The 21,776-nt window shown below is 51.4% G+C and carries 15 protein-coding genes, 3 tRNA genes, 2 rRNA genes and 3 pseudogenes; 4 read left to right on the top strand and 19 right to left on the bottom strand.

The window, feature by feature from the left end:
• Positions 1–5: 5 nt before the first annotated feature.
• Positions 6–140 (top strand): annotated as a pseudogene (locus tag KP626_RS08905) (class I SAM-dependent methyltransferase); the annotation flags it as partial.
• Positions 141–660: 520 nt separating this feature from the next.
• On the opposite strand, the gene rlmN reads toward KP626_RS08905, so the two are convergent.
• The 6 genes and pseudogenes from rlmN to KP626_RS08875 all read right to left on the bottom strand — a co-directional run bounded on the left by rlmN (position 661) and on the right by KP626_RS08875 (position 7,401).
• Positions 661–1,647, bottom strand: coding sequence for a 23S rRNA (adenine(2503)-C(2))-methyltransferase RlmN (rlmN, locus tag KP626_RS08900; protein ID WP_006774449.1), 987 nt, complete (start codon positions 1,645–1,647; stop codon positions 661–663).
• A gap of 69 nt (positions 1,648–1,716) precedes the next feature.
• Positions 1,717–2,937 carry an MFS transporter gene (locus KP626_RS08895; protein WP_075680193.1) on the bottom strand — a complete coding sequence of 407 codons (1,221 nt, stop codon included), beginning with the start codon at positions 2,935–2,937 and terminating at the stop codon, positions 1,717–1,719.
• Between the two features lie 1,628 nt (positions 2,938–4,565).
• Positions 4,566–6,275, bottom strand: coding sequence for a CHAP domain-containing protein (locus KP626_RS08890; protein ID WP_003525199.1), 1,710 nt, complete (start codon positions 6,273–6,275; stop codon positions 4,566–4,568).
• Positions 6,276–6,315: 40 nt separating this feature from the next.
• Positions 6,316–6,459, bottom strand: a pseudogene (locus KP626_RS08885) (class B sortase); the annotation flags it as partial.
• A pseudogene (locus KP626_RS08880) lies at positions 6,456–6,620 on the bottom strand (chromosome partitioning protein ParB); the annotation flags it as partial. The pseudogenes KP626_RS08885 and KP626_RS08880, both read right to left, overlap by 4 nt.
• Entirely contained in the window at positions 6,577–7,401 is an 825-nt protein-coding gene (locus KP626_RS08875; protein ID WP_117818851.1) for a ParA family protein, read from the bottom strand. The pseudogene KP626_RS08880 and the gene KP626_RS08875, both read right to left, overlap by 44 nt.
• Before the next feature lie 608 nt (positions 7,402–8,009).
• On the opposite strand from KP626_RS08875, the gene lnu(C) reads away from it, so the two are divergent.
• The gene (lnu(C), locus tag KP626_RS08870; protein WP_016147248.1) at positions 8,010–8,504 is read left to right on the top strand and encodes a lincosamide nucleotidyltransferase Lnu(C); all 495 of its coding nucleotides are present in this window, start codon (positions 8,010–8,012) and stop codon (positions 8,502–8,504) included.
• 77 nt (positions 8,505–8,581) lie between these two features.
• On the opposite strand, the gene KP626_RS08865 is transcribed toward lnu(C), so the two are convergent.
• The 6 genes from KP626_RS08865 to KP626_RS08840 all read right to left on the bottom strand — a co-directional run bounded on the left by KP626_RS08865 (position 8,582) and on the right by KP626_RS08840 (position 14,211).
• Entirely contained in the window at positions 8,582–8,761 is a 180-nt protein-coding gene (locus KP626_RS08865; RefSeq protein ID WP_117818852.1) for a hypothetical protein, read from the bottom strand.
• Positions 8,758–10,149: a zinc-ribbon domain-containing protein gene (locus tag KP626_RS08860; RefSeq protein ID WP_117818853.1), complete on the bottom strand. Its 1,392-nt coding sequence runs from the start codon at positions 10,147–10,149 to the stop codon at positions 8,758–8,760. The genes KP626_RS08865 and KP626_RS08860 overlap by 4 nt, the downstream gene beginning before the upstream one ends.
• Before the next feature lie 271 nt (positions 10,150–10,420).
• Complete coding sequence (lysS, locus tag KP626_RS08855) at positions 10,421–11,935, bottom strand: lysine--tRNA ligase (protein WP_395976839.1); 1,515 nt, start codon at positions 11,933–11,935, stop codon at positions 10,421–10,423.
• Between the two features lie 12 nt (positions 11,936–11,947).
• Positions 11,948–12,415 carry a transcription elongation factor GreA gene (gene greA / locus KP626_RS08850; RefSeq protein ID WP_395976837.1) on the bottom strand — a complete coding sequence of 156 codons (468 nt, stop codon included), beginning with the start codon at positions 12,413–12,415 and terminating at the stop codon, positions 11,948–11,950.
• A 219-nt stretch (positions 12,416–12,634) separates the two neighbouring features.
• Complete coding sequence (gene dusB, locus KP626_RS08845) at positions 12,635–13,600, bottom strand: tRNA dihydrouridine synthase DusB (RefSeq protein WP_395976835.1); 966 nt, start codon at positions 13,598–13,600, stop codon at positions 12,635–12,637.
• Positions 13,601–13,605: 5 nt separating this feature from the next.
• The gene (locus KP626_RS08840; RefSeq protein ID WP_395976833.1) at positions 13,606–14,211 is read right to left on the bottom strand and encodes a hypothetical protein; all 606 of its coding nucleotides are present in this window, start codon (positions 14,209–14,211) and stop codon (positions 13,606–13,608) included.
• A gap of 174 nt (positions 14,212–14,385) precedes the next feature.
• On the opposite strand from KP626_RS08840, the gene KP626_RS08835 reads away from it, so the two are divergent.
• Positions 14,386–15,669 carry a M14 family zinc carboxypeptidase gene (locus tag KP626_RS08835; protein WP_395976831.1) on the top strand — a complete coding sequence of 428 codons (1,284 nt, stop codon included), beginning with the start codon at positions 14,386–14,388 and terminating at the stop codon, positions 15,667–15,669.
• A gap of 42 nt (positions 15,670–15,711) precedes the next feature.
• On the opposite strand, the gene sdaAA is transcribed toward KP626_RS08835, so the two are convergent.
• Together sdaAA and sdaAB are read right to left on the bottom strand one after the other, a co-directional pair.
• Entirely contained in the window at positions 15,712–16,587 is an 876-nt protein-coding gene (gene sdaAA, locus KP626_RS08830) for an L-serine ammonia-lyase, iron-sulfur-dependent, subunit alpha (protein ID WP_395976829.1), read from the bottom strand.
• 12 nt (positions 16,588–16,599) lie between these two features.
• Positions 16,600–17,262: an L-serine ammonia-lyase, iron-sulfur-dependent subunit beta gene (sdaAB, locus tag KP626_RS08825; protein WP_395976827.1), complete on the bottom strand. Its 663-nt coding sequence runs from the start codon at positions 17,260–17,262 to the stop codon at positions 16,600–16,602.
• Between the two features lie 389 nt (positions 17,263–17,651).
• On the opposite strand from sdaAB, the gene KP626_RS08820 reads away from it, so the two are divergent.
• On the top strand, positions 17,652–18,089 hold the full coding sequence (locus tag KP626_RS08820; RefSeq protein WP_395976825.1) for a hypothetical protein: 438 nt from the start codon (positions 17,652–17,654) through the stop codon (positions 18,087–18,089).
• 54 nt (positions 18,090–18,143) lie between these two features.
• Here KP626_RS08820 and rrf read toward each other — a convergent pair.
• From rrf to KP626_RS08795, 5 genes are all read right to left on the bottom strand, one after another.
• Positions 18,144–18,260, bottom strand: a 5S ribosomal RNA gene (gene rrf / locus KP626_RS08815).
• Between the two features lie 2 nt (positions 18,261–18,262).
• Positions 18,263–18,338, bottom strand: a tRNA-Asn gene (locus tag KP626_RS08810).
• Between the two features lie 109 nt (positions 18,339–18,447).
• Positions 18,448–21,357: ribosomal RNA gene (locus tag KP626_RS08805) — 23S ribosomal RNA — on the bottom strand.
• Between the two features lie 131 nt (positions 21,358–21,488).
• Positions 21,489–21,565 (bottom strand) — tRNA-Ile (locus KP626_RS08800).
• A 4-nt stretch (positions 21,566–21,569) separates the two neighbouring features.
• Positions 21,570–21,645, bottom strand: a tRNA-Ala gene (locus KP626_RS08795).
• Positions 21,646–21,776: the final 131 nt, after the last annotated feature.

Raw genomic sequence — 21,776 nt, 5'->3', positions numbered from 1 at the left:
TAACAATGGAATATAGTAAGGAAGATTTAATGGAAGCAAAAAAGCAAATTTGGGGAGTGGGAGAGAACATGGGAACAGAGGAAAGTAAAAAAATCTGGGAGGAGAACGCACAATTTTGGGATAATGCAATGGGTGACGAATGCGTCGTACTGATGTTGTATTCTTTCCTTGTCGGAAGAAGATAGCTCCATAGAGTTCACCTCCTTCCCGCGTGGAGTAGAGGACGGGAGTTAAGGGCTTGTCCTCTCTGCCCCTTTCGCTCCGTACCCGTTCGGGAGATGGCTCTTGAGTGCGCTTTTCAGAAAAAAGTTGAAAAAAGCAAAATGCGCCCGTCCGCAAGACGCGGACGGGCGCAAAGGAAATGTAAGCAGTAGCTAAATGTATTGACAGTTCACATTCATAGCCGGAATATCCCGCTTGCGGAGCATAGCTTTTTTTGACCGCAAAGCATTAGGCGGGTTACAGTAAATAAAAATGGACACGGCGATACCTCCCCGATACCGCCGTATCCTTAAAAAAGGGCGACTTTAATACACTACCCGCAATCCATTCTATAATAGGGAACAGCGGCTTTTGCGCAATATTAAATAAAAAAGCCGATAACACATAGGTTTTTTGACCTAATGCGTTATCGGCTCTGCGTCTATGCGTCTGGCACTTTTAATCATTTTTTTTGAATTTATTATATGTGTTAGCTAACTGTCCACAAGCCGCGTTAATCTCTCTGCCATGAGAAACTCTCATAGTAACTTCAAGTCCTGCTTGCTCTAATTGATGTTTGAATGCAACTATTTCCCGTTTCTGTGGTGCTTTAATTCTTGAATTGCTTGTTGGGTTGTATTGTAACACGTTAATCATAACTTTTTTGCCCCGAAACCATTTTGCAAGTTGTCTTACATCTGAGGGCCGGTCATTTATACCCGGTAAAAGCAAATACGCAAAGACAATTTTGCGATTATGCCTTTCAGAATAGGATAAGGCTTGCTTAACAACATCTTCAATAGCATATATGCGCATGTGAGGAATAATACGATTTCTTGCAGATTGTGTTGCTGCGTGTAAAGATATTGTCAACTGAATTTTAAGATGTTCCTCGCGCAATTTTTTTAATTGATCGACCGGACCAACTGTTGATATGGTAATGCCGTCGGTTGGAAAGTTGAGCCCATATCTATCTCGGAGAATATGGATTGCTTTTATCAAGTTGTCATAATTGAATAAAGGCTCTCCCATACCCATAAAAACGATACGGTTTACTTTTCGACGCAACAATATAATCTGTTGTACGATTTCTGACGATGTTAGATTACGAACAAAGCCATTTCGCCCGGACTCACAAAAAATACAACCAACAGGACAACCGACTTGTGTGCTCACGCAAACAGTTCCACCATCTCGCCGCTTGATAAAAACCGTTTCAATGTATTTGTTGTCTTTCAGTTCGTAAACATACTTTTCAGTATCACTGCTTTTGCAAATATTTTTTACCAACATTGATAGATTTTTTTTGCGTGGTAATTGCTTATATAATTCTTCATATAAGGCTTTTGCTTCATTCTCGCCAATAACTTCCGACATTTCTTTGTAAGTAAATCCGTATGGATCATTCCGTACTTCCGCAGGCGTATATTTAGGTAAACGTTTCATTTTTATATCCTTTCTTCTAAATAATAAAAGCCAGGCATTTTGTTTAGTAATAGAAAAAGGTGCAGTTGATTATTGCGTATTGTCAATCTCTCTCAAACCGGGTAGTAAAAATACGGCAAGCGCAACGATGATAATGCCAATTCCGCAAATGACAAACCATTTCTCAACTCCCAGCCGCTCCGCCAGAGGCCCGGAAATGACAAGGCCAAACGGCATGGCGAGGGAAGCGGCGCTTGTCAGTAGAGAAAAAACTCTCCCCAGATATTCTGGTTTGACCGTTTCTTGAAAAATCGCATTTTGCACACCGTAAAATGGAGCGGAAATTCCCATAACAGTACAGCACACAACAAAGACAAGAAATGCGTCTGGCGGCAAAAGCCCGGAGAGCATAATGCTAACGCCCATCAGGAGAACGGAAAGACCGATGGTGTACCGCCGTTTCTTAAAACCGCCCCAAATGCTCAGAATGACTCCGCCAAGCAGCATACCAACCGCAAAAGCAATTTCAGCGGCAGAGGCATGGGCCGGTGTTCCTTTGAAGTATGACATACAGATGAGAGGAAAAAGCGTACTGATTGGCATATAAAAGAACATATAAATTACACCAATCCAGAGCAGAGCAAAGAGGCCCCTGTTTTGCTTTAATACCACATACCCCTCTTTCATATCCTGTAAAAACTGTTGTCTTTTCGTTTCTGGACATAGTTCAGGCGTTGGTATGGACGAAATCGCAACAGTCACACAGGCAAGGATTGCACCCACAATATCTAACAATATAATTGCATTAAGAGGCCAAACAGCATATAAAAACGCTGCGGCAGCTGGACTGATAATCGCACTTACTGCTTGCATGGTCTGCGTGTAACCAGCGCATTTTGTAAGTTCCTCTTTTGGCACAATCATAGGTGTTGCTGCGCTGAATGCTGGAGAATGAAAAGCAGTTCCCGCACTTCGGATTAACAGGACAACCATAATAGACCATACGGGCAATTCCATGTAAAACGCCACCAGCGCCAGAATACCGCCAGCGGCGGCAATTATCAAATCCGCACCAATCATTACGCTTTTACGGCTGTGCCGGTCAACAAAAGCACCTGCAAACGGGCCTAAACAGGCTTGCGGCAAAAATCCAATCAGTGTTGCCGCCGTCAATATGATTGCAGAATTAGTTTTCGCAACCAAATAAAAGATAATGGCCATTTGCAAAATACCGCTGCTAATAAAGGATATTGCTTGTCCGGCAAGAAGTGTAAAATAAGTTTTTCTCCATGAATTGTTGTTTTGGGTCATAATGCGAACCTCCTTTTTTATTGCATTGTTCCTTTGTTTCTGCAATAAAAAGCAGGCGTTGTCCCACAGAGAGGGCAGACGCCTGCATAACAACAAAGCACGAAAAAACACCACGATACAGTTCAAAGACTGCTCGTGTCAAACCTACGTGTTCCTTTGCATACGCACGCAAAAAAAGCCCACCATCATGTGGAAAGGTACTTCTACTTTTTATTGCTTATTAGCGTACACAAATTAACACACGTAAGCCTCCTTCCAATCTCAAACTGTCGCACAGTATAACACACATCCGATAGACTTGTCAACCATTTTTAACCTTGTTTTCCATCTTGTTTTTCCATCTCTTACGGGCAGTAGCAAAGCCAGGCGAGCCAGTCAACGGTCAAGATGAACGGCGCTTTCAGCGCCGCCGTTGACAGTCTCGCCCGTCTTTGCTAATGGGTAATCAAGGCGGGAAAGCCATTTTAGGGCTTTCCCGCCCATTTCAATTTTGGGAGAAGAAAGGCCCCAAAATGAACGAGTGCGGCCAAACACTTTTAGGGATTGGCCACCTTGTCCACCCATCCAGCGGGGCGGCGGGGAACGGTCAAGGCCGGGCGTCAGCCCATTCATTTCAGCCTTGACGGTTTCCTGCCGTCCTGCTACTTTTCCCGGAGTGTGGCCACACATCTGGTCACGGTGTCCAGAGCTTTGGGACTTTTTGTCCCATAGGCCGGGGGCGGAGGACGAGGGACGGGGGCTTTCATAATACGCCCTGTCTGCTGCTGAAATCAGCCCTTTGTTTCCGGCTTACCAGCCCCAAACAAAGCCCTGCTTTCCTGCCGCGTCAAATGCCCTTGCCCTCCCCGGCGGCAACGGTATTTTCAGGGCAACGCCGACAGAGCGTATAACACACTACACTTTGCTCCGCAAAGTCGTGTGCCAAATGGGGCGCTGCCCCCTTTGGAAACCCCCGCAACAAACAGGTGCTATGCACCCAGCCGGGAGCATAGCGCCGTTTGTTGTCAGCAGCCCGTTTCACGGTCTGCGTGTAGTTCCTTGTAAACTGACCTAAGAGATATGATAAATATACATATGAAGTAACATACGACGAGGCTTTTGAGCAAATGATTCTTGATTTTGAAAAAGCTATTGGTGGTACTATTTATAGACCGACTGCAAAGAAGATATTGAATAATTGGTTTTCTTGGGCAGTGGAACAACGCTCAGCTTTAATTAACTTAATTTCAAGAAAGAAAATGAATTATTCCTATTTGTTATTCAATGAAAAATAAAGCTATATTGAAAGAATACATTGTGACTTATAAATGTTCCACATCAAAATCAGGTGAATCGCAAACCGATAGTTGGCGAAAAAAATATCTCGGTCTAATAGGTGTACTTTATATCATTAAATCTGTTCATAAACAGTATTTTCAATGGAATCCTATTATCGACAGCGAAGTGGTATTTTCTAAAGGAATGGTATCATCTAATGATGACTACGAAATTAAAGATGGCATATTGATGATAACAACCGAAAATTCGATATACTATTTTCAAATCATAAAATCAAACCTTGAAATTCCAAAACCAACAGTATTATGGTAAATGTACTTGATGGCTACTCAAACGAGCAGCCATCATTTTTAATATGCCGGAATACCGTATCCGTAGATAACAGAGCTTCCGACAGGGTATGTTTTGGTTCTGCAAGTGTCGCCTGAGTTGCCCTCAACGGTATAGACTGTACCGTTCTCGCATCTCTGAACGATACCGGTGTGGTCTGTCACACCGTCGCCCTCCCAGTCAAAGAAGATGATTGTACCGGGCGAAGGCTCATACGAACCGTCTGCCCATTGTCCTCGGTCTCTGAACCATTGAACGCCGTTTACGCAACCGGCATACTTCGGAATAATACCGGCGTCGATATATCCGCACTCGTTGGCACACCAAGAAACAAAGCAGGCACACCACTCTACACGGGAGTCAAAGCCGTACCAAGACCAGTAAGGCTGACCGCCTACATTACCCACCTGAGACAGAGCGACCGTTACGATTTGGTCGTCGCTGTATCCGATACCGTAAAGCACCTGTGACCATAGCTGATTGTTTTCGTCCTGCAACAGCTCGGCAAGATAATCTTTCTGCTCCTGATTAAAGCCGTACATAGCCGCCATTTCATCTACGGTCTTGTGCGATACCGTGATATACAAAAAAGTTTCGGTTACTGTGGTTTCGGTCTGTACGATGTTGCCGTGTCCGTCGTCGCTTTCCTCGATTTCGGTATGGGTTTTCGTTTCCGTTCGGGAAGAAATATCGTTCATCTCCCAAAAAATATCCGACAGTAGCTGTTTCTTGGTTTCATCAACCGTGGCAACCTCCATCGGATTGTCGGGGTCGGTATTTACTTTAACAGAATAGACCGCAAGAACCTCTTTCCACACAGCTCGGCTTCCGCTCATTTCAAGCACATCATAGCTTACAGAGTTCTTTTTCTGTTCCAATCGGTCATCATATTCCTGATTGATTTCCTGAACGACTGTCTGCATTGACATTCCCGTGCCGGAATCCTCTCCCGAAAAGAAGATACCAAACACAGAACCCGCAATCAAGGCTACAAGACATAGCACAATAATTACTACCACCGCAACCCAACCGCCGGCAGCGATAGCGGCTATCAAACCTTTTACCGCCGCTATGATTGCTTTTACTGCGGCAACGGTGGCTTTGGCTGCGGCTTTAATCGTAGCGGCTGTTGCTTTGGCGGTAGCTTTTGCCGCCTGTGCCGCTTTCTGCGAAGCCTTAACCGTCGCCTGAGCTGTTTTCTGTGCCGCTTTCGCCGCTTGCTGGCTTGTCTTTATCGCCGTTTTTGCAGTCTGTTCAGCCGTCTTAACCGATTTCTGTGCGGTTTTCGTTGCTTCTTTCCCGGCAAACTTAATGGTTTTCTTTCCGGAGGAAGTAGCCGACTGCTTAATGGTCTTTTCCGCCTTATCGACAGTCTTAATTGCCGAGCTTGTATTCTGCGAAGCCTGTTTTCTCAAAGACTGCTCGGCTCGTTGTTGCTTGAAACGCTGAATACCGTCCTTTGCGGTGCGGATATTCTCTTTTGTGGTTTCAAGTCCTTTTCGTCCAGCCTTATCGAACGCATAAGCACCATCGTGAACCATCTCGTCAATACCGCTTTCCAGCTTATCGGAAGCATATTCCTCGGCAGAACTGCTGTTGGCATTTACCGACCGTTCCGCCTTTTCTTTTGTTGCGATATACGCCTGCTTCATTCGTTGGGTTGCAACGGCAGCCTTATCTATGGTTCGTATCGTACCTTTTGCATTGTCTTTCGTTTTAATATCAGCCATACAATCCCTCCTTCCTATGCAGGCTGAACCACCTGTTGTGTTATTCGTTAATGAGCTTCGCCACTACAACGAGTCTGCCGTTTGTCCTGGAATACTCACAGGTGGAAAGAGTTAAGAGCTTGTCGCCGTATTCAGCGGTTACGTCGGTATCGTAAAGCGACAGTTCCTTGCACTTCTCAACATATCCTCGTCATCACGCACCTTAAAAGGGTGGTCGGGGAAATCGTCAATTTCAGTCAAGGGAATATCTCGGATTTTTGAAAGTTTTTCTTCATCTCTCTGTTCCTGCGTTGAGAATAAGTCATCGAGCTTCGTGAGAGTGAAGTCGCTCTTTCTTCCTGCCATCGGCTAACACCTCCTTTGTAAATTCGGTGTACGCCTTTGACACCGTACTGTTGGGTTCATAGGCAAAAATGCTCTTGCCTTTGGAAGAAGTCTCTGCGGCTTTTACGGCAATCGGGATATATGTTCTATACATCTTGATTTGACTACCGAAGTTCTCTCTCAGAGCTTCTACCGTGCTTTTGGCGAGGTTGGTACGGCTATCCACCAAAGTGAGAAGCATACCGTCAATCTTCAAGCTCGGATTGATACGCTTCTTTACTCGTGAAATGGTCTGAACAAGCTGCGTCATTCCTTTTGCTGGTAAATACTGAGCCTGAACAGGAATAATAACGCTGTCTGCCGCAGATAGCGCATTGATTGTTACCATTCCGAGGGAAGGCATACAGTCTATAAGAATATAGTCGTATTTGTCCTTCACTTCGCTGAGATAATTTCTCAATGCCGTCTCTCTGCTCATTGCGTTGACAAGGTTAAATTCCATTGCTGAAAGCTCAAGGTTTGCCGGAACAAGGTCAACACCTTCGTCGTGGTGCAGAATACCGACCGTAGGGTCATTCATCGTTTCGTTTATGACATCTGTGAGTTTCGTTGCAAGCGTGATACCCAAGTTGTCCGTATCCTGCCAGCCGAGACAGGTGGTTAAGTCGCCCTGTGGGTCTGCGTCTATGAGCAACACTTTCTTTCCCTGCATTGCAAGACCGACACCGAGGTTTACCGTAGTGGTCGTCTTTCCAACTCCGCCTTTTTGATTGCATATCGCAATCGTTTTGCAGTTCGACACTTTGTGCGTCCTCCTTTCGTAAAATTCATAGCCATCGCAGTATGGCTATGTACTTGACCGGCTCATTTCCTAGCCGGTCGGGCAATATTTGTTCTCAACACCCCTTGCCGAGCAAAAGCTCACGGGAAGTCACTAAGGAACAGACTGCTAATCTGTATCATAGGAATTTCACCTCTGCCGGGTACTCCGCCAGCTCCGTAGAGAAGTATCATTATCCTCCTGACTGTCATCGCCGTAACAGGGGCAACCTATTACTTATACCGGGAGTTCTCGCTGTTCTGCAATGCAGAAGTCTCGGCGTACCCGATAAGGTGGCTAAAATCATCAGAAATAAAGTCTTAGTGAATGATTTATTCAGTTGTCAAAATACAAGTGAAAGGCTTCCGTTTTCACATTTCGGAATTAACCCCTTCACTCATTTGGACAAAGGGGGTCAAAATGCACACCCAAAATCGCCCCTTTTTCAAAAATTTTTTGAAAAAATTTTTCTGAACGAGAAAAAGCCGCCTATTTTCCTCGTAACTGAGGTCAATAGACGGCGGGTAGAATTATTCATATTTTTGGTGTATAATAGAAAAAGACAAATTTGAATTTGCGGAGATGATAAGATGGTCAATATAACAGATGTAAAACAGATTCTTCAATTTGCAATAGATGCGGAGATTAAAGTCTTTCTTGATGGCGGCTGGGGTGTAGATGCTCTTCTTGGATATCAGTCAAGAGCCCATAACGATATTGATATTTTTGTAGAAAAGAAAGATTATCAGAACTTTATAGAGATGATGAAAGCTAATGACTTTTATGAGATTAAGATGGAATATACAACATTGAACCATACTGTATGGGAAGATGCGAAAAACAGAATTGTTGATTTGCATTGTTTTGAATATACGGGCGAAGGTGAAATTCTTTATGAGGGGGATTGTTTTCCGATAGAAACTTTTTCGGGCAAAGGAAAAATTGAGGAGATAGAGGTTTCCTGTATTGAACCATATAGTCAAGTAATGTTCCATCTGGGATACGAATTTGATGAGAATGATGTGCATGATGTGAAGTTATTGTGTGAGACATTTCATATCGAAATTCCAAATGAGTATAGATAACTACAAATTCCAGTTTGTCGTACTCACTTTAAATAATCAAAGACCGCTTACATCGTGTAGGCGGTCTCTTTTCGTGTTTAGATATATTTGATTTTGAACTTTCTTTTCTTGGCTGAAAGCACCTTGCAGAGAACATCGTCAACGCCGTCGGTGTATCTTCCTTGTGCTATCAAGTTGTTCTTCAAACGCATTAGTGATTGTATTACTCTGCTATATTCGTCATCATTAAGATAGATATGGAACTTTTCTTCTCTCATAATCTTTTCCTCCATTCATTGTATTTTGCTCTGATTACCGAAACATCTGCTTCGACATCAGAATAAATAAAGATATGTACGCTTTTGAAAACTGCTTTTACTCTGTCGGCATACTCCGTTTCCGTTTCGGTTGTCTTAAAAGGGAGCTTTACAAGTTTTATATTTCGCTGCTTGCATAAGTGGCTTTTGAGAACCTCCATCTGTTCTGAGCCGTTCGTAAATTCTATCGCCAGCTTTTCTGGCGGAATGTATGTTTCAAGAGGTATTCCCAATAGTTTATCTGAACCGAGCTGTACCTTTAGTCCTTTTTGATTGGCGTAATAGGCAACAGCCAAGCCGGGGAACACGGAGCGATATTCGCTTTCGCATACGGTGCATTTTTCTCCGATAATTGTTCTGTCGCTGATTTTTGCTTTCCAAGAGTGTCCGAGTGAACATTTCCACCACACACTTTTCATCGACTTTCTTGACACTTGTGTCGGGAGCAGAGAGTTTTTTTCGTAATCCCATTCAGCAAGCAGTTTCCTGTCCGTTGTGGCTAAATCATTGTATCCTGCAAGAACCGCCCTGTCCGCACAAACCGGGCATACTGTTCCTTTTACACGAGCATTGATAACGGACTTCCACTCATTGCCACAGGTCTTACACTTCCACCAAACATTATGTCTTGATTTTGCGTTTACCTCATCAGGCATTAGGGGATAATTTCTTTCTGACCACTCAGCCGCAAGGTCAGGGTGCGTAGTCGCCAAGTCATTAAATCCTTTGAGCAATGTATATCCACTACAATACGGACATCTACTCCCACCGGCACGGGTTGAAATAAGAGTGTACCACTCGTTTCCGCAATCTCTGCATTTCCACCAAGCCTTACTGTTTGCAAAGGCTGTTACCATTGTAGGCAGCAACGGAAGATTTCTGTCAGACCATTCAGCAGCAATATCGGGATACTGTGAAGCAAGGTCATTGAATCCGGCAAGGACTTTATTGTGTGAGCAGTATGGACAGCCTGTACCGTTTATCGTTCTGCTTTTAACGCTTGCTTCCCATTCGTGTCCGTGTTTGCATTTCCAAATAATCTTCTTATGAGAAGCGACAGATACCTCGGTAGGCTTTAATTTGTTCTTTTTAGACCACTCCTGAGCCAACAGGGGCTTCAATGTGGCTAAATCATTGATACCCTCTATTACTCTCGCTCCTGAGCATATCGGGCATTTCTCGCCCTTTGAACGAGCTTTAACGCTCGTTTCCCATTCGTGTCCGCAAGCGCCTTTCCACCACACTCTTTTATTTGAACCGAAGGTTATCTTATCAGGCGTCAGCGGTAAATTCCTCTCTGACCATTCAGGAATTAGCTCCGGGTGAACGCTTGCTAAACTGTTGCTCATAGTATAACCCCCCCTTCCTCTGTGATTATCCTCATTATATTGAGAAAAACAGGATTGGTGTAGTTTGCGATGTAGTCCGAAAACTATGAGAAATGAAAGAAGCTCCTGAGAAGCAGTAACTTCTCAGGAGCTGTGTGAAACTTAAAATTATGCGATTTTTTAGTCTCTGCACCGTTTTTAGCACCGATTGGTGTAAATTTGGTGTAAAGAGGTAAATTTATTCGGTTTAGAAAGTCCCGAAACCCGCATAAACACTGGGTTTTTTCGACTTTTACTTGTCAATAGGCTTCATTGTCGGGAACAGGAGCACGTCCCGGATGGAGTAGCAGCCCGTCAGCAGCATGGTGAGCCGGTCGATCCCCATACCCATGCCTCCGGTGGGGGGCATGCCGTACTCCAGAGCGGTGACAAAATCCTCGTCCATCACATGGGCCTCGTCGTCCCCGCCGGCCCGCTGCTGGGCCTGCTGGAGAAAACGATTGTACTGGTCGATGGGGTCGTTGAGCTCGCTGAAGGCGTTGGCCAATTCCGAGCCGCAGACGAACAGCTCAAACCGATGGGTCAGCCAGGGCACGTCCTCCCGGCGCTTTGCCAGAGGGGAAACCTCCACAGGATGATCCAGCACAAAGGTGGGCTGGATGAGGGTATCCTCCACAAACTGCTCGAAACCGGCGTACAAAAGCTGCCCCCGGCTCATGGTTTCTTTGATCTCATGGAAGCCCGCGGCTTTGGCGGCGGCGAAGGCCTCCTCCTCCGGTATGGTGAGGAAGTCTATGCCCGTCTTCTCCTGAACCAGGCCGGCCATGGTAGCCCTGCGGAAGGGTTCGTCCAGACGGATGGTGGCGCCATCAAACTCCGCTACCGCCCCGGGGAGTACCTCCCTGGCGATATGGCGGATCATATCCTCGGTGAGGTCCATGATGTATTCGATGTCCTCATAGGCGGCGTACAGCTCCACGGTGGTAAATTCGGGGTTATGGCGCACGTCCATCCCCTCGTTGCGGAAGATGCGGCCGATCTCATAGACCTTATCGAAGCCCCCTACGATGAGCCGCTTGAGGTGAAGCTCGGTGGCGATACGCAGGTACATGTCGATGTCCAGGGTATTATGATGGGTCACGAAGGGCCGGGCGGAGGCGCCCCCCGCCGCAGTCTGGAGAATGGGCGTCTCCACCTCCATATAGCCCCGCTCGTCCAGATAATTGCGCATGGCGCGGATGATCTGGCTTCGCATCCGGAACACCCGCCGGCTTTCGGGATTTACGATGAGGTCCACATACCGCTGGCGGTACCGGAGATCGGTATCCTTTAGGCCGTGGAACTTCTCGGGCAGGGGAATGAGGCTCTTGCTCAAAAGGGTGATCTCCTCCACATGGACGCTGATCTCCCCTGTTTTGGTGGTAAACACCTTGCCCGTTACCCCGATGAGGTCTCCGATGTCCATGGCCTTAAAGCCCTGGTAGCTCTCCGTCCCCACATCGTCCCGACGCAGATAGAGCTGAAGCTCCCCCGCCTCGTCCAGAATATGGCAGAAGGAGGCCTTGCCCATGATCCGCCGGGACACGATCCGTCCCGCCACCGACACCCGGGCATCCATCAGCTCCGCCGTTCCCTTTACGGCCTGGGAATTGGCGGTCCGTTCAAACCGGCTGACGCGATAGGGATCCTGCCCTGCGGCCCGAAGGGCATCCAGCTTTTCCCGCCGGATACGCCGCTGCTCGCTGAGCTCCTCCTCGTTGATGGTTTCCTCTATGATGTTGTTCTCGTTGGTATGGTCCTCCGCCATGTTGGTCACTCCTCAGTTGATGGCCAGAATGGTATAGGTCTGTACGCCGGCAGGGGTGGTTACCTCCACCCGATCTCCCTTGTGGTGCCCCAAAAGGGCAGCCCCCACCGGGGACTCATTGGAGATGCGGCCCTTTAAGGGGTCCGCCTCGGTGGAGCCCACAATGGTAAACTGAAACTTCTTGCCGGCCTGATCCTTCAAATCCACCGCGGCGCCGATGTGTACCACCGAACGGTCCAGGGTGCTTTCATCGATAATGGTAGCGCCCCGGAGCTTCTTCTCCAGTTCCACGATCTCCCCTTCGATGCGAGCCTGCTCGTTTTTGGCCTCATCGTATTCAGCATTCTCCGAAAGGTCCCCAAACTCCCGGGCGACCTTGATCTGCTGGGCAATCTCCTTACGGGCTACGGTCTTAAGATACTCCAGCTGTTCCTCCAGCTTCTGAGCGCCCTCCGCCGTCAAAATGGTGCTGTTCTCCATGCTGCTTCCTCCTATCCGTGCTGGGCTGGGCCCTATGGCCCGCCCGGCATCATCGTCACGCCGCCGCCCCTGGACCACGGCTGACGCCGTTCCCAGAGGCACTCCATAACAAAAAGACGACGGCCCAAAGGCGCCGCAGCCGGGCTTTCCACCCGAAAAAACGGTCCTTTCAACCCGTCCTTTTGTTCCCAACTGGGTTGTGAATGGTACTATTATATCCTATCGTTCCTCTTTGTCAAATGGCGCTAGCATCACCCGGCGCACCGGGGCCAGGATTTCCTCCCGAGTGTTGGCGGAGAGGATCTGGGGGCGGGCTTTGGCGCCTCCCCGAAACCCCTTTATATAGGCGCACAGATGCTTGCGCATCAGCGGCACGCCCACCCGTTCCCCCCGCAGGGCCAGGGTTAGATCCAGATGCCGCTCTATGACAGCCAGGCGCTCCTCCGGCGAAAAAATCCTCTTGGAGAACAGGAATGGATTTCCAAAGGCGCCCCGGCCCACCAGGACGCCGTCGCAGCCCGTTTCCGCCATCCGTTCCTCCGCGTCCCCGCGGGAGGCAACGTCTCCATTGCCGATGACGGGAATCCGCAAGAGGGCTTTGGCGCGCCGGATGCAGTCCCAGTCCGCTTGACCGGCGTACATCTGATCCCGCGTTCGGCCATGGATGGCCACAGCGTCCGCCCCCGCCTCCTCCAGAATGGGACACAGCTCCTCGATTACGTCCTCCCCCGCTCCAAAGCCACGGCGGATCTTGACTGTTACCGGCAGAGGAATGGCCTTTTTGACGGCGGAGACGATCTCCCCGCAGAGCCGTGGCTCCAGCAGAAGAGCGCTTCCCTCCCCGTTTTTCACAATTTTAGGGGCAGGACAGCCCATGTTGATGTCGACGCCGTCCCGACAGAGGCCCTGGTCAAACAACCGCTTGGCCATGTGGGCCATAAGCCGAGGGTCCCGGCCGAAAAGCTGCACCAGTCCCGGTCCCTGGGCGGGATGGGTTTGCAGCAGATCCAGGGTCTTTCCTCCGTAATAGATGCCCTTGGCACTCACCATCTCGGTAACGGAAAAAGGACAACCCAGCTCGGCGGCCACCACCCGGAAGGGCAGATCCGTCACCCCCGCCATGGGGGCCAGCCAGAGTCGTCCTTGGATGGAGCGCCCGCCCAGCGTCAGCGGTTGATCCACCATAGCCCTTATGCTCCCGGTGCAGCGGTGGGCTCCGCCGCTGGGGTGGGGGTGGGAGCCGCCTCCTGCTCGTCCAGCTTGATGAGCTTGATGCTGTCCACCAGCCACTGGCCGTGAACCCGCTTGACCCGTACGCTATAGGTTCCGGTCTGCCAGCGGGGCGGCGTGGGGGCAACGGCGGTGGTATCGCCGTTTTCGTTGGTTTCCCCATCGGTAATGGCCACTCCCATGATGCTGGTGACCTTATCGTACACCCGCACCGACGCGCTGGAGCTCCAGGGCCATACCCAGATCCAGCCCGTGGAGGGCAGGTCGATGTAGTTGCTGATGTTATAGGAGTCGTACCGGTGCCGTTCCTCTTCGATGGCGCCCGAAGCCAGGTACTCCTGGGTAAAGAAACGGCTAAGAGCATCCTTGCTCTCCTGGGTACCGGTCAGGATATAATCCGCCCGGGCGGACATGGCGTCCCCCACCAGGACGGAGCAGTTGCTGATCTTCATGGACATGGTCATGGCAATCAGGCCAATGAGGATGACGATGCACACGATCAGCGTACGCCTGCCGAAATAGGACAGCAGGCTTTTTTGCGCGGCTTTCGGTTTTGGTTTATTCATGACTTCACCTTTGTATTCACGAAGGGGTGGCTCCCTGAGCCCCGGGTTATAAGCCGTTATAGTATAGCATATCCTCCGGTAAAATCAAAGAACCGGGGTTCATGGATCGCCCTTCCTTCACATAGGATGACGGTAGGAGCGTGCCCACAGCACGCAGATGGGGAGGTATGCAGCATGACCATCCTGCGGCGTTACAGCCAAGGGCCCGACGTGTCCCTATTGCAGCTCGGACTGACCCGGAGCGGGTACCGCCCTGGAAGCCTAGACGGCATCTTCGGCCCCATAACCGAAAACGCCGTAAAGGGATTCCAGGTTCGGAACGGCCTCGCCCCCGACGGCATCGTTGGACCGCAGACCTGGCGGGCCCTGCTCCCGTATCTAAAGGGATATACCGTGTACAGCGTCCGACAAGGGGATACCCTGAGGAGCATCCGCAGCCGGTTCGGTTCGGCTCCCGGGGCCATCGCCACCGCCAATCCCATGGTGAATTTCAACCGTCTCCAGGCGGGCCAGACCCTCATCGTCCCCCTGGGCTTCTCCGTGGTACCCACCAACATCCCCTATACCAGCACCCTGTTGGGCCTCGTTACCGAGGGGCTCTTGGCCCGGTACCCCTTTATGGGCGGCGGTGTTTTAGGGCAGAGCGTCATGGGAACCAACCTTCCCTATTTGGTCATGGGAAGCGGCCCTGCCTCGGTATTCTACAACGCCGCCCACCATGCCAACGAATGGATCACCACGCCGGTACTGCTCAAATACCTGGAGGAATATGCCCAGGCTTACGCCACCGGAAGCCGGGTTTACGGCACCCCCGCTTCCATCCTGTTCCGCAGCACTACCCTCTATATGGCGCCCATGGTAAACCCCGATGGGGTGGATTTGGTAACCGGAGCCATTCCCACCACCAGTCCCCGGTACCGGGAAGCCCGCCGCTACGCCAGCCGGTATCCCGCCGTTCCCTTTCCCCAGGGCTGGAAAGCCAACATCCAAGGGGTGGACTTAAACCTGCAATACCCCGCCGGATGGGAAAACGCCCAGCGGATCAAATTTTCCCAGGGGTACACCCAGCCCGGGCCACGGGATTATGTGGGCCCTAGGCCCCTCAGCCAGCCCGAAAGCGCCGCCATCTACCGCTTTACCCGGGAGCACGATTTTTCCCTGACCCTGTCCTATCATTCCCAGGGGAGGGTAATCTACTGGCGGTTTTTGGATTACGAGCCCCCGCGCTCCCGGCAAATCGCCCTTTTGATGGGTCGGTCCAGTGGTTATTCCGTGGAGGACACTCCCTATGCTTCGGGCTTTGCCGGATACAAGGACTGGTTCATCCAGGACTATAACCGGCCGGGCTACACCATCGAGGTAGGGCTGGGGGAAAGCCCCCTTCCACTCAGCCAATTCGATTCCATTTACCGGGACAACGTGGGCATTCTCACCATCGGCATGACCCAGGCCACCTAAATAAAAAAACCGCCTCCGACCACGGCTGGAGGCGGTTTTTTATCAGGATCCTTTATAGCCGGCACAGGCCATACAGGCCTGGGCCGCCGGTGTAGCCGCAAGGCCTCCCCTGGCCGTCTCCCGCAGTTCCGATGGCAGCGCCCGGCCTACAGCCGCCATGGAGGACACCGCGTCGTCAAAGGGGATGACACTCTGAATCCCGGCCAGGGCCAAGTCGGCGCACAGAAGGGCATTGGCGGCTCCCATAGCGTTTCGCTTGACACAGGGGCATTCCACCAGGCCCCCCACTGGATCGCACACCAGCCCCATAACGTTCTTGAGGGCCATGGCTCCCGCATCCAGTGCCATCCGAGGCGTACCGCCCAGAGCCTCCACCAGAGCGGCAGCCGCCATGGAGGCCGCCGTTCCCGTCTCAGCCTGGCACCCCCCGTCCGCCCCCGCCACGGTGGCGTGGGTGGCGATGAGCATACCCACCGCACCGGCGGTAAACAGGGCGTCTACAAGGGCCTCCCGGGGCAGGTTCCGTTCCTGCCCCAGGGTTAGAAGGGTTCCCGGCAGAATGCCGCTGGCCCCCGCTGTGGGCGCCGCTACAATGCGACCCATAGCGGCATTCCATTCCACCACCGCCATCGAGGCCGCTACGGCGGTGCAAAAGCCGCGCCCCGAGGCCGATCCCTCCCGGCTGTAACGGAGAAGGCGCTGCGCATCGCCCCCAGACAGGCCGCTCTGGGAGCGTTTCGTATCCATCCCCAAACGGATGGATTCCTCCATCACCGAAAGGTTTTCTTCCATTTGAGCCCGTATCTCCCGGCGGTTGGTCTCAAATACCGATTCCTCCCGGCGCTGCATCGCCTCGGCGATGGTAATCCCCTCGGCCCGGCACAGCTCTAGCAATTCCTTTCCCGTGGTAAAATCCATGGACACTCCCTCCTAGACCGCGAAAACCTTGCTGATCTCCTGACAGGACGCCAGGATACTCTCCTTGACCTGCTCCTCCACCTGATGGTCCGTTTCGATGATCATAAACGCATCGGCGTTTTTCGCGTGCCGAAACACCCGCATAAAGGCGATGTTGATGTACCGTTCCGCCAGAATCTCCGTTACCCGGGCGATCACCCCCGGATAATCGTGATGCTGAATAATCAGAGTGGGATATTCCCCGGTGAGTTCCACACTAAGGCCGTTGATGGCGGTGATCCGAATGCTGCCGCCGCCGATGGATTCCCCCAAAACCTCGATGGATTCCCCCCGGCCGTTTACCGCCTCGATTCGTACGGTATTGGGATGGGGCATGGGTTCCTGGGAAAAGATCAGCTCTACCGAAAGGCCCGCCTCTTGAGCCAGCTCGTAGGCGTCTCGAATCCGCATATCGTCAGGGGCAAATCCCAAAATGCCTCCGATCAAGGCTTTATCGGTTCCATGGCCACGTCCGGTCTCGGCAAAGGAACCGTATAGGGTAAACGCCACCCTGCGCACATCATATCCCGCAAGCCGGTGAACCGTATAGGCCAGCCGGGCCGCTCCCGCGGTATGGGAGCTGGAAGGCCCCACCATCCGCGGGCCGATGATGTCAAACACGCTGTATCGCTGCATAAAAACCCCTCCCCTTGTCTTAAGTATAGTATGGACAGAAAAAGTCCGCAACGTACAGGTGCATTTACAGGAGACAACTTGGCTTTGGGAACCATTTCCCATCCCTTTGTATATATTGAAATGAACCAATCTTTAAAAAGGAGAAAAAAGATATGCATTCCGATCCACGCTATTTGGTGTGTCCACGATGCGGAAGAAGGCTTACATATCCCATGCCAGAGCCGGTAGCCGGGCCTGCTGGGCCACAGGGGGAAAGAGGGCCCAAAGGGGATCCTGGCCCGCAGGGAAAGCCGGGGCTTCCCGGCAAAGAAGGGCCTCGCGGGGAAGCAGGGCCACAGGGGCCCAAAGGGGAACGGGGGGAACCGGGACCGAGAGGGGAGCAGGGGCCCATGGGACCTTCCGGCGGCCTGGAACCCGCCGTATACGGCAGCTTCTCCTGCTGCCGTCCTATCATCGCCAACGGGGAAAAGGACCAGACTCTAGCGCTGCCGTTGGGCGCTGACCACCTCTATGGGATGACCATGCAGGAGGGCGGCCAAGGGATAGTCATCCAGAAAGCGGGCGTCTATCTTCTGTCCTACGGGGTTTCCACAAGCTCCCAGAAGATCGGGGAAGCCGCAATCATGCTCTCCGTAGGAGGCACCGCTCTGATGCCTTCCAAGCGCACTGTGCCCCAGGGCGGCGTTTCCATCTCCTGTCAAACCATTCTACCCCTGTATCAAGGGGATGTGCTACAACTCTGCATACAGGCAAATGAGCCGCTGCTGCTGGCCGATCAGGGCGTCAGCGCTTATTGTGCCATCGCACTGCTGGGACCTATAGCGTAGTTCCAAAACCACAAAGCGGCCACAGAGCAAAATCTGTGGCCGCTTCGTTTTAGAATCCGGCGGCGATCTATCTTCCCAGGCCGTTGCCAGCCAAGTATTGTCGACGTGTAAGGGCTTAACTGCTGTGTTCGGAATGGGAACAGGTGGATCCCCTTAGCCATTACCACCGGAAATGGCTCCTCAAGTAGGACTCGAACCTACGACATTTCGGTTAACAGCCGAACGCTCTACCAACTGAGCTATTGAGGATCGTTTATTCTATTGTATACCAGAGTGCTATTTTTATGAGCACAAAGGAAACCACATAGGAGAAGGAAGCAAGAAATTCTACGTCTTCCGACTTAACAAAGTCGTATGCTTGATCAAGCCCTCGACCTATTAGTACCGGTCAGCTGCACGCATTACTGCGCTTCCACCTCCGGCCTATCTACCTTGTAGTCTTCAAGGGGTCTTACTCCATAAGGATGGGAGATCTTATCTTAAGGGGGGCTTCACGCTTAGATGCTTTCAGCGTTTATCCCGTCCGCACTTAGCTACCCGGCCATGCTCTTGGCAGAACAACCGGTACACCATAGGTGCGTCCATCCTGGTCCTCTCGTACTAAGGACAGCTCCTTTCAAATCTCCTGCGCCCACGATGGATAGGGACCGAACTGTCTCACGACGTTCTGAACCCAGCTCGCGTGCCGCTTTAATTGGCGAACAGCCAAACCCTTGGGACCTGCTCCAGCCCCAGGATGCGACGAGCCGACATCGAGGTGCCAAACCTCCCCGTCGATGTGGACTCTTGGGGGAGATAAGCCTGTTATCCCCGAGGTAGCTTTTATCCGTTGAGCGACGGCTCACCCACTCAATGCCGCCGGATCACTAAGCCCGACTTTCGTCCCAGCTCGAAATGTCTCTCTCGCTGTCAGGCCCCCTTCTGCCTTTACACTCTGCGAATGATTTCCAACCATTCTGAGGGAACCTTTGGGCGCCTCCGTTACTCTTTCGGAGGCGACCGCCCCAGTCAAACTGCCCACCTGACAATGTCCGCTACCGGGATCACCGCGCAACGTTAGAACTCCAGTAACAAAAGAGTGGTATCCCAAAGGTGACTCCCCACGAACTGGCGTCCGTGGTTCCCAGTCTCCCACCTATTCTGTACATCTGTTACCAAAATCCAATGTCAGGCTACAGTAAAGCTCTACGGGGTCTTTCCGTCCTATCGCGGGCAATGCGCATCTTCACGCATACTACAATTTCACCGGGTCCCTTGTTGAGACAGTGCCCAAATCGTTACGCCATTCGTGCGGGTCGGAACTTACCCGACAAGGAATTTCGCTACCTTAGGACCGTTATAGTTACGGCCGCCGTTCACCGGGGCTTAAGTTCCGTGCTTCGGATTGCTCCTAACACTTCCCCTTGACCTTCCGGCACTGGGCAGGCGTCAGCCTGTATACTTCGTCTCTCAACTTCGCACAGACCTGTGTTTTTGGTAAACAGTCGCTTGGGCCTATTCTCTGCGGCCTCTCTCGAGGCTCCCCTTTTCCCGAAGTTACGGGGTCATTTTGCCGAGTTCCTTAACAAGGGTTCTCCCGCTCGTCTTAGGATTCTCTCCTCGCCTACCTGTGTCGGTTTGCGGTACAGGCACCCTTTTGCTCCCTAGCAGCTTTTCTCGCCAGTGTGAATTCAGCAGCTTCCATACTTGTTTTCTGTCCCCATCACGCCCCAGCATTATGGTGCGCGTACTTCACTACGCACCTGCCTCAACGCTTGGACGGGCTCTACCATCAGCCCGCTCTGCCTATCCTACTGTGTCACTGCATCGGTCAATCGCTCAAAGGTGGTACAGGAATATCAACCTGTTGTCCATCGCCTACGACTTTCGTCCTCGGCTTAGGTCCTGACTAACCCTGAGGGGACGAACCTTCCTCAGGAAACCTTAGGCTTTCGACGGCGAAGATTCTCACTTCGCTCTCGCTACTCATGCCGGCATTCTCTCTCCTGCACAGTCCACCACTCCTCGCGGTATGGCTTCTGCCCGTGCACGATGCTCCTCTACCAATATATCATGGATATATTCCATGGCTTCGGTGTCAAGTTTAGCCCCGGTACATTTTCGGCGCACAACCACTCGACCAGTGAGCTATTACGCACTCTTTAAATGTGTGGCTGCTTCTAAGCCAACATCCTGGTTGTCTAAGCAATTGCACATCCTTTTCCACTTAACTTGAACTTGGGGACCTTAGCCGATGGTCTGGGCTCTTTCCCTTTTGACAACGAAACTTATCTCCCGTAGTCTGACTCCCAAGAAGCAGCAACGCGGTATTCGGAGTTTGATAAGGTTCGGTAAGCTTTGAGGCCCCCTAGCCCATTCAGTGCTCTACCCCCGCTTGCCTTCTCTTGAGGCTAGCCCTAAAGCTATTTCGAGGAGAACCAGCTATCTCCGGGTTCGATTGGAATTTCTCCGCTATCCACAGGTCATCCCCCAATTTTTTAACATTGGTGTGGTTCGGTCCTCCAGTGGGTTTTACCCCACCTTCAACCTGCCCATGGATAGGTCACCCGGTTTCGGGTCTACGTCATGCAACTATGCGCCCTGTTCAGACTCGGTTTCCCTGCGGCTCCGGTGCTCTACACCTTAACCTCGCTACACAACGTAACTCGCCGGCCCGTTCTACAAAAAGTACGAGGTCACACATTAATCGTGCTTCCTCTGCTTGTAAGCATAGGGTTTCAGGTTCTCTTTCACTCCCCTTCCGGGGTGCTTTTCACCTTTCCCTCACGGTACTATTCCTCTATCGGTCACTAGGTAGTATTTAGCCTTGGGGGGTGGTCCCCCCTGCTTCCCACGGGATTCTTCGTGTCCCGTGGTACTCTGGATCCCCACCTTTCGCTCTGCGTTTTCGACTACAGGGCTATCACCCTCTTCGGCCACGGTTATCCACCGTTGTTCGTCTAACACATCGCAAAATTACGCGGGTCCTCAACCCCAGGCATCCGTAGACACCTGGTTTGGGCTCTTTCCCTTTCGCTCGCCGCTACTCAGAAAATCGATTTTCTTTCTCTTCCTCCGGGTACTTAGATGTTTCAGTTCTCCGGGTTCCCTCCTCATGGGCTATGTGTTCACCCATGGGTGACAGCGCATTACCACTGCCGGGTTTCCCCATTCGGACATCTGCGGATCAATGCTTGTTTGCAGCTCCCCGCAGCTTCTCGCAGCTTACCACGTCCTTCGTCGGCTCCTAGTGCCAAGGCATCCTCCCTACGCTCTTATTAGCTTGATCGGTTCCTTGTTTTGTCTTCTCGACGTAAAATTGTAGTAGCTTTCAGTAATTCGCATTACCTATTTCTACTTTTGCCTTGCTTCTTTTCTTCCTATGCAGTTTTCAATGTGCTCCGCGTTTCTTTCAAACGCTGGTGGGCTCAAGTGGACTCGAACCACCGACCTCACGCTTATCAGGCGTGCGCTCTAACCTGCTGAGCTATGAGCCCCCGCTGGTGGAGATGAGCGGGTTCGAACCGCTGACCCCCTGCTTGCAAAGCAGGTGCTCTCCCGGCTGAGCTACACCCCCGCGTCCTCTCAGACTCGCGTGTCTCCGGCCTCGGAGCTTAGGACCTTCCAGCCCTACCCCGATAACCACATAGTGATTCCAAACGCATCCCAGAAAAGCGCCAACAGCTTCAATCTCGCTCTTGATCCTCT

It is taken from the genome of Christensenella sp. MSJ-20, from assembly GCF_044357945.1.
In the GTDB taxonomy this organism is placed as follows: domain Bacteria; phylum Bacillota; class Clostridia; order Christensenellales; family QAND01; genus QAND01.
Note: the sequence above shows the minus strand (reverse complement) of the source record. Positions and strands in the feature narration are given on the sequence as shown.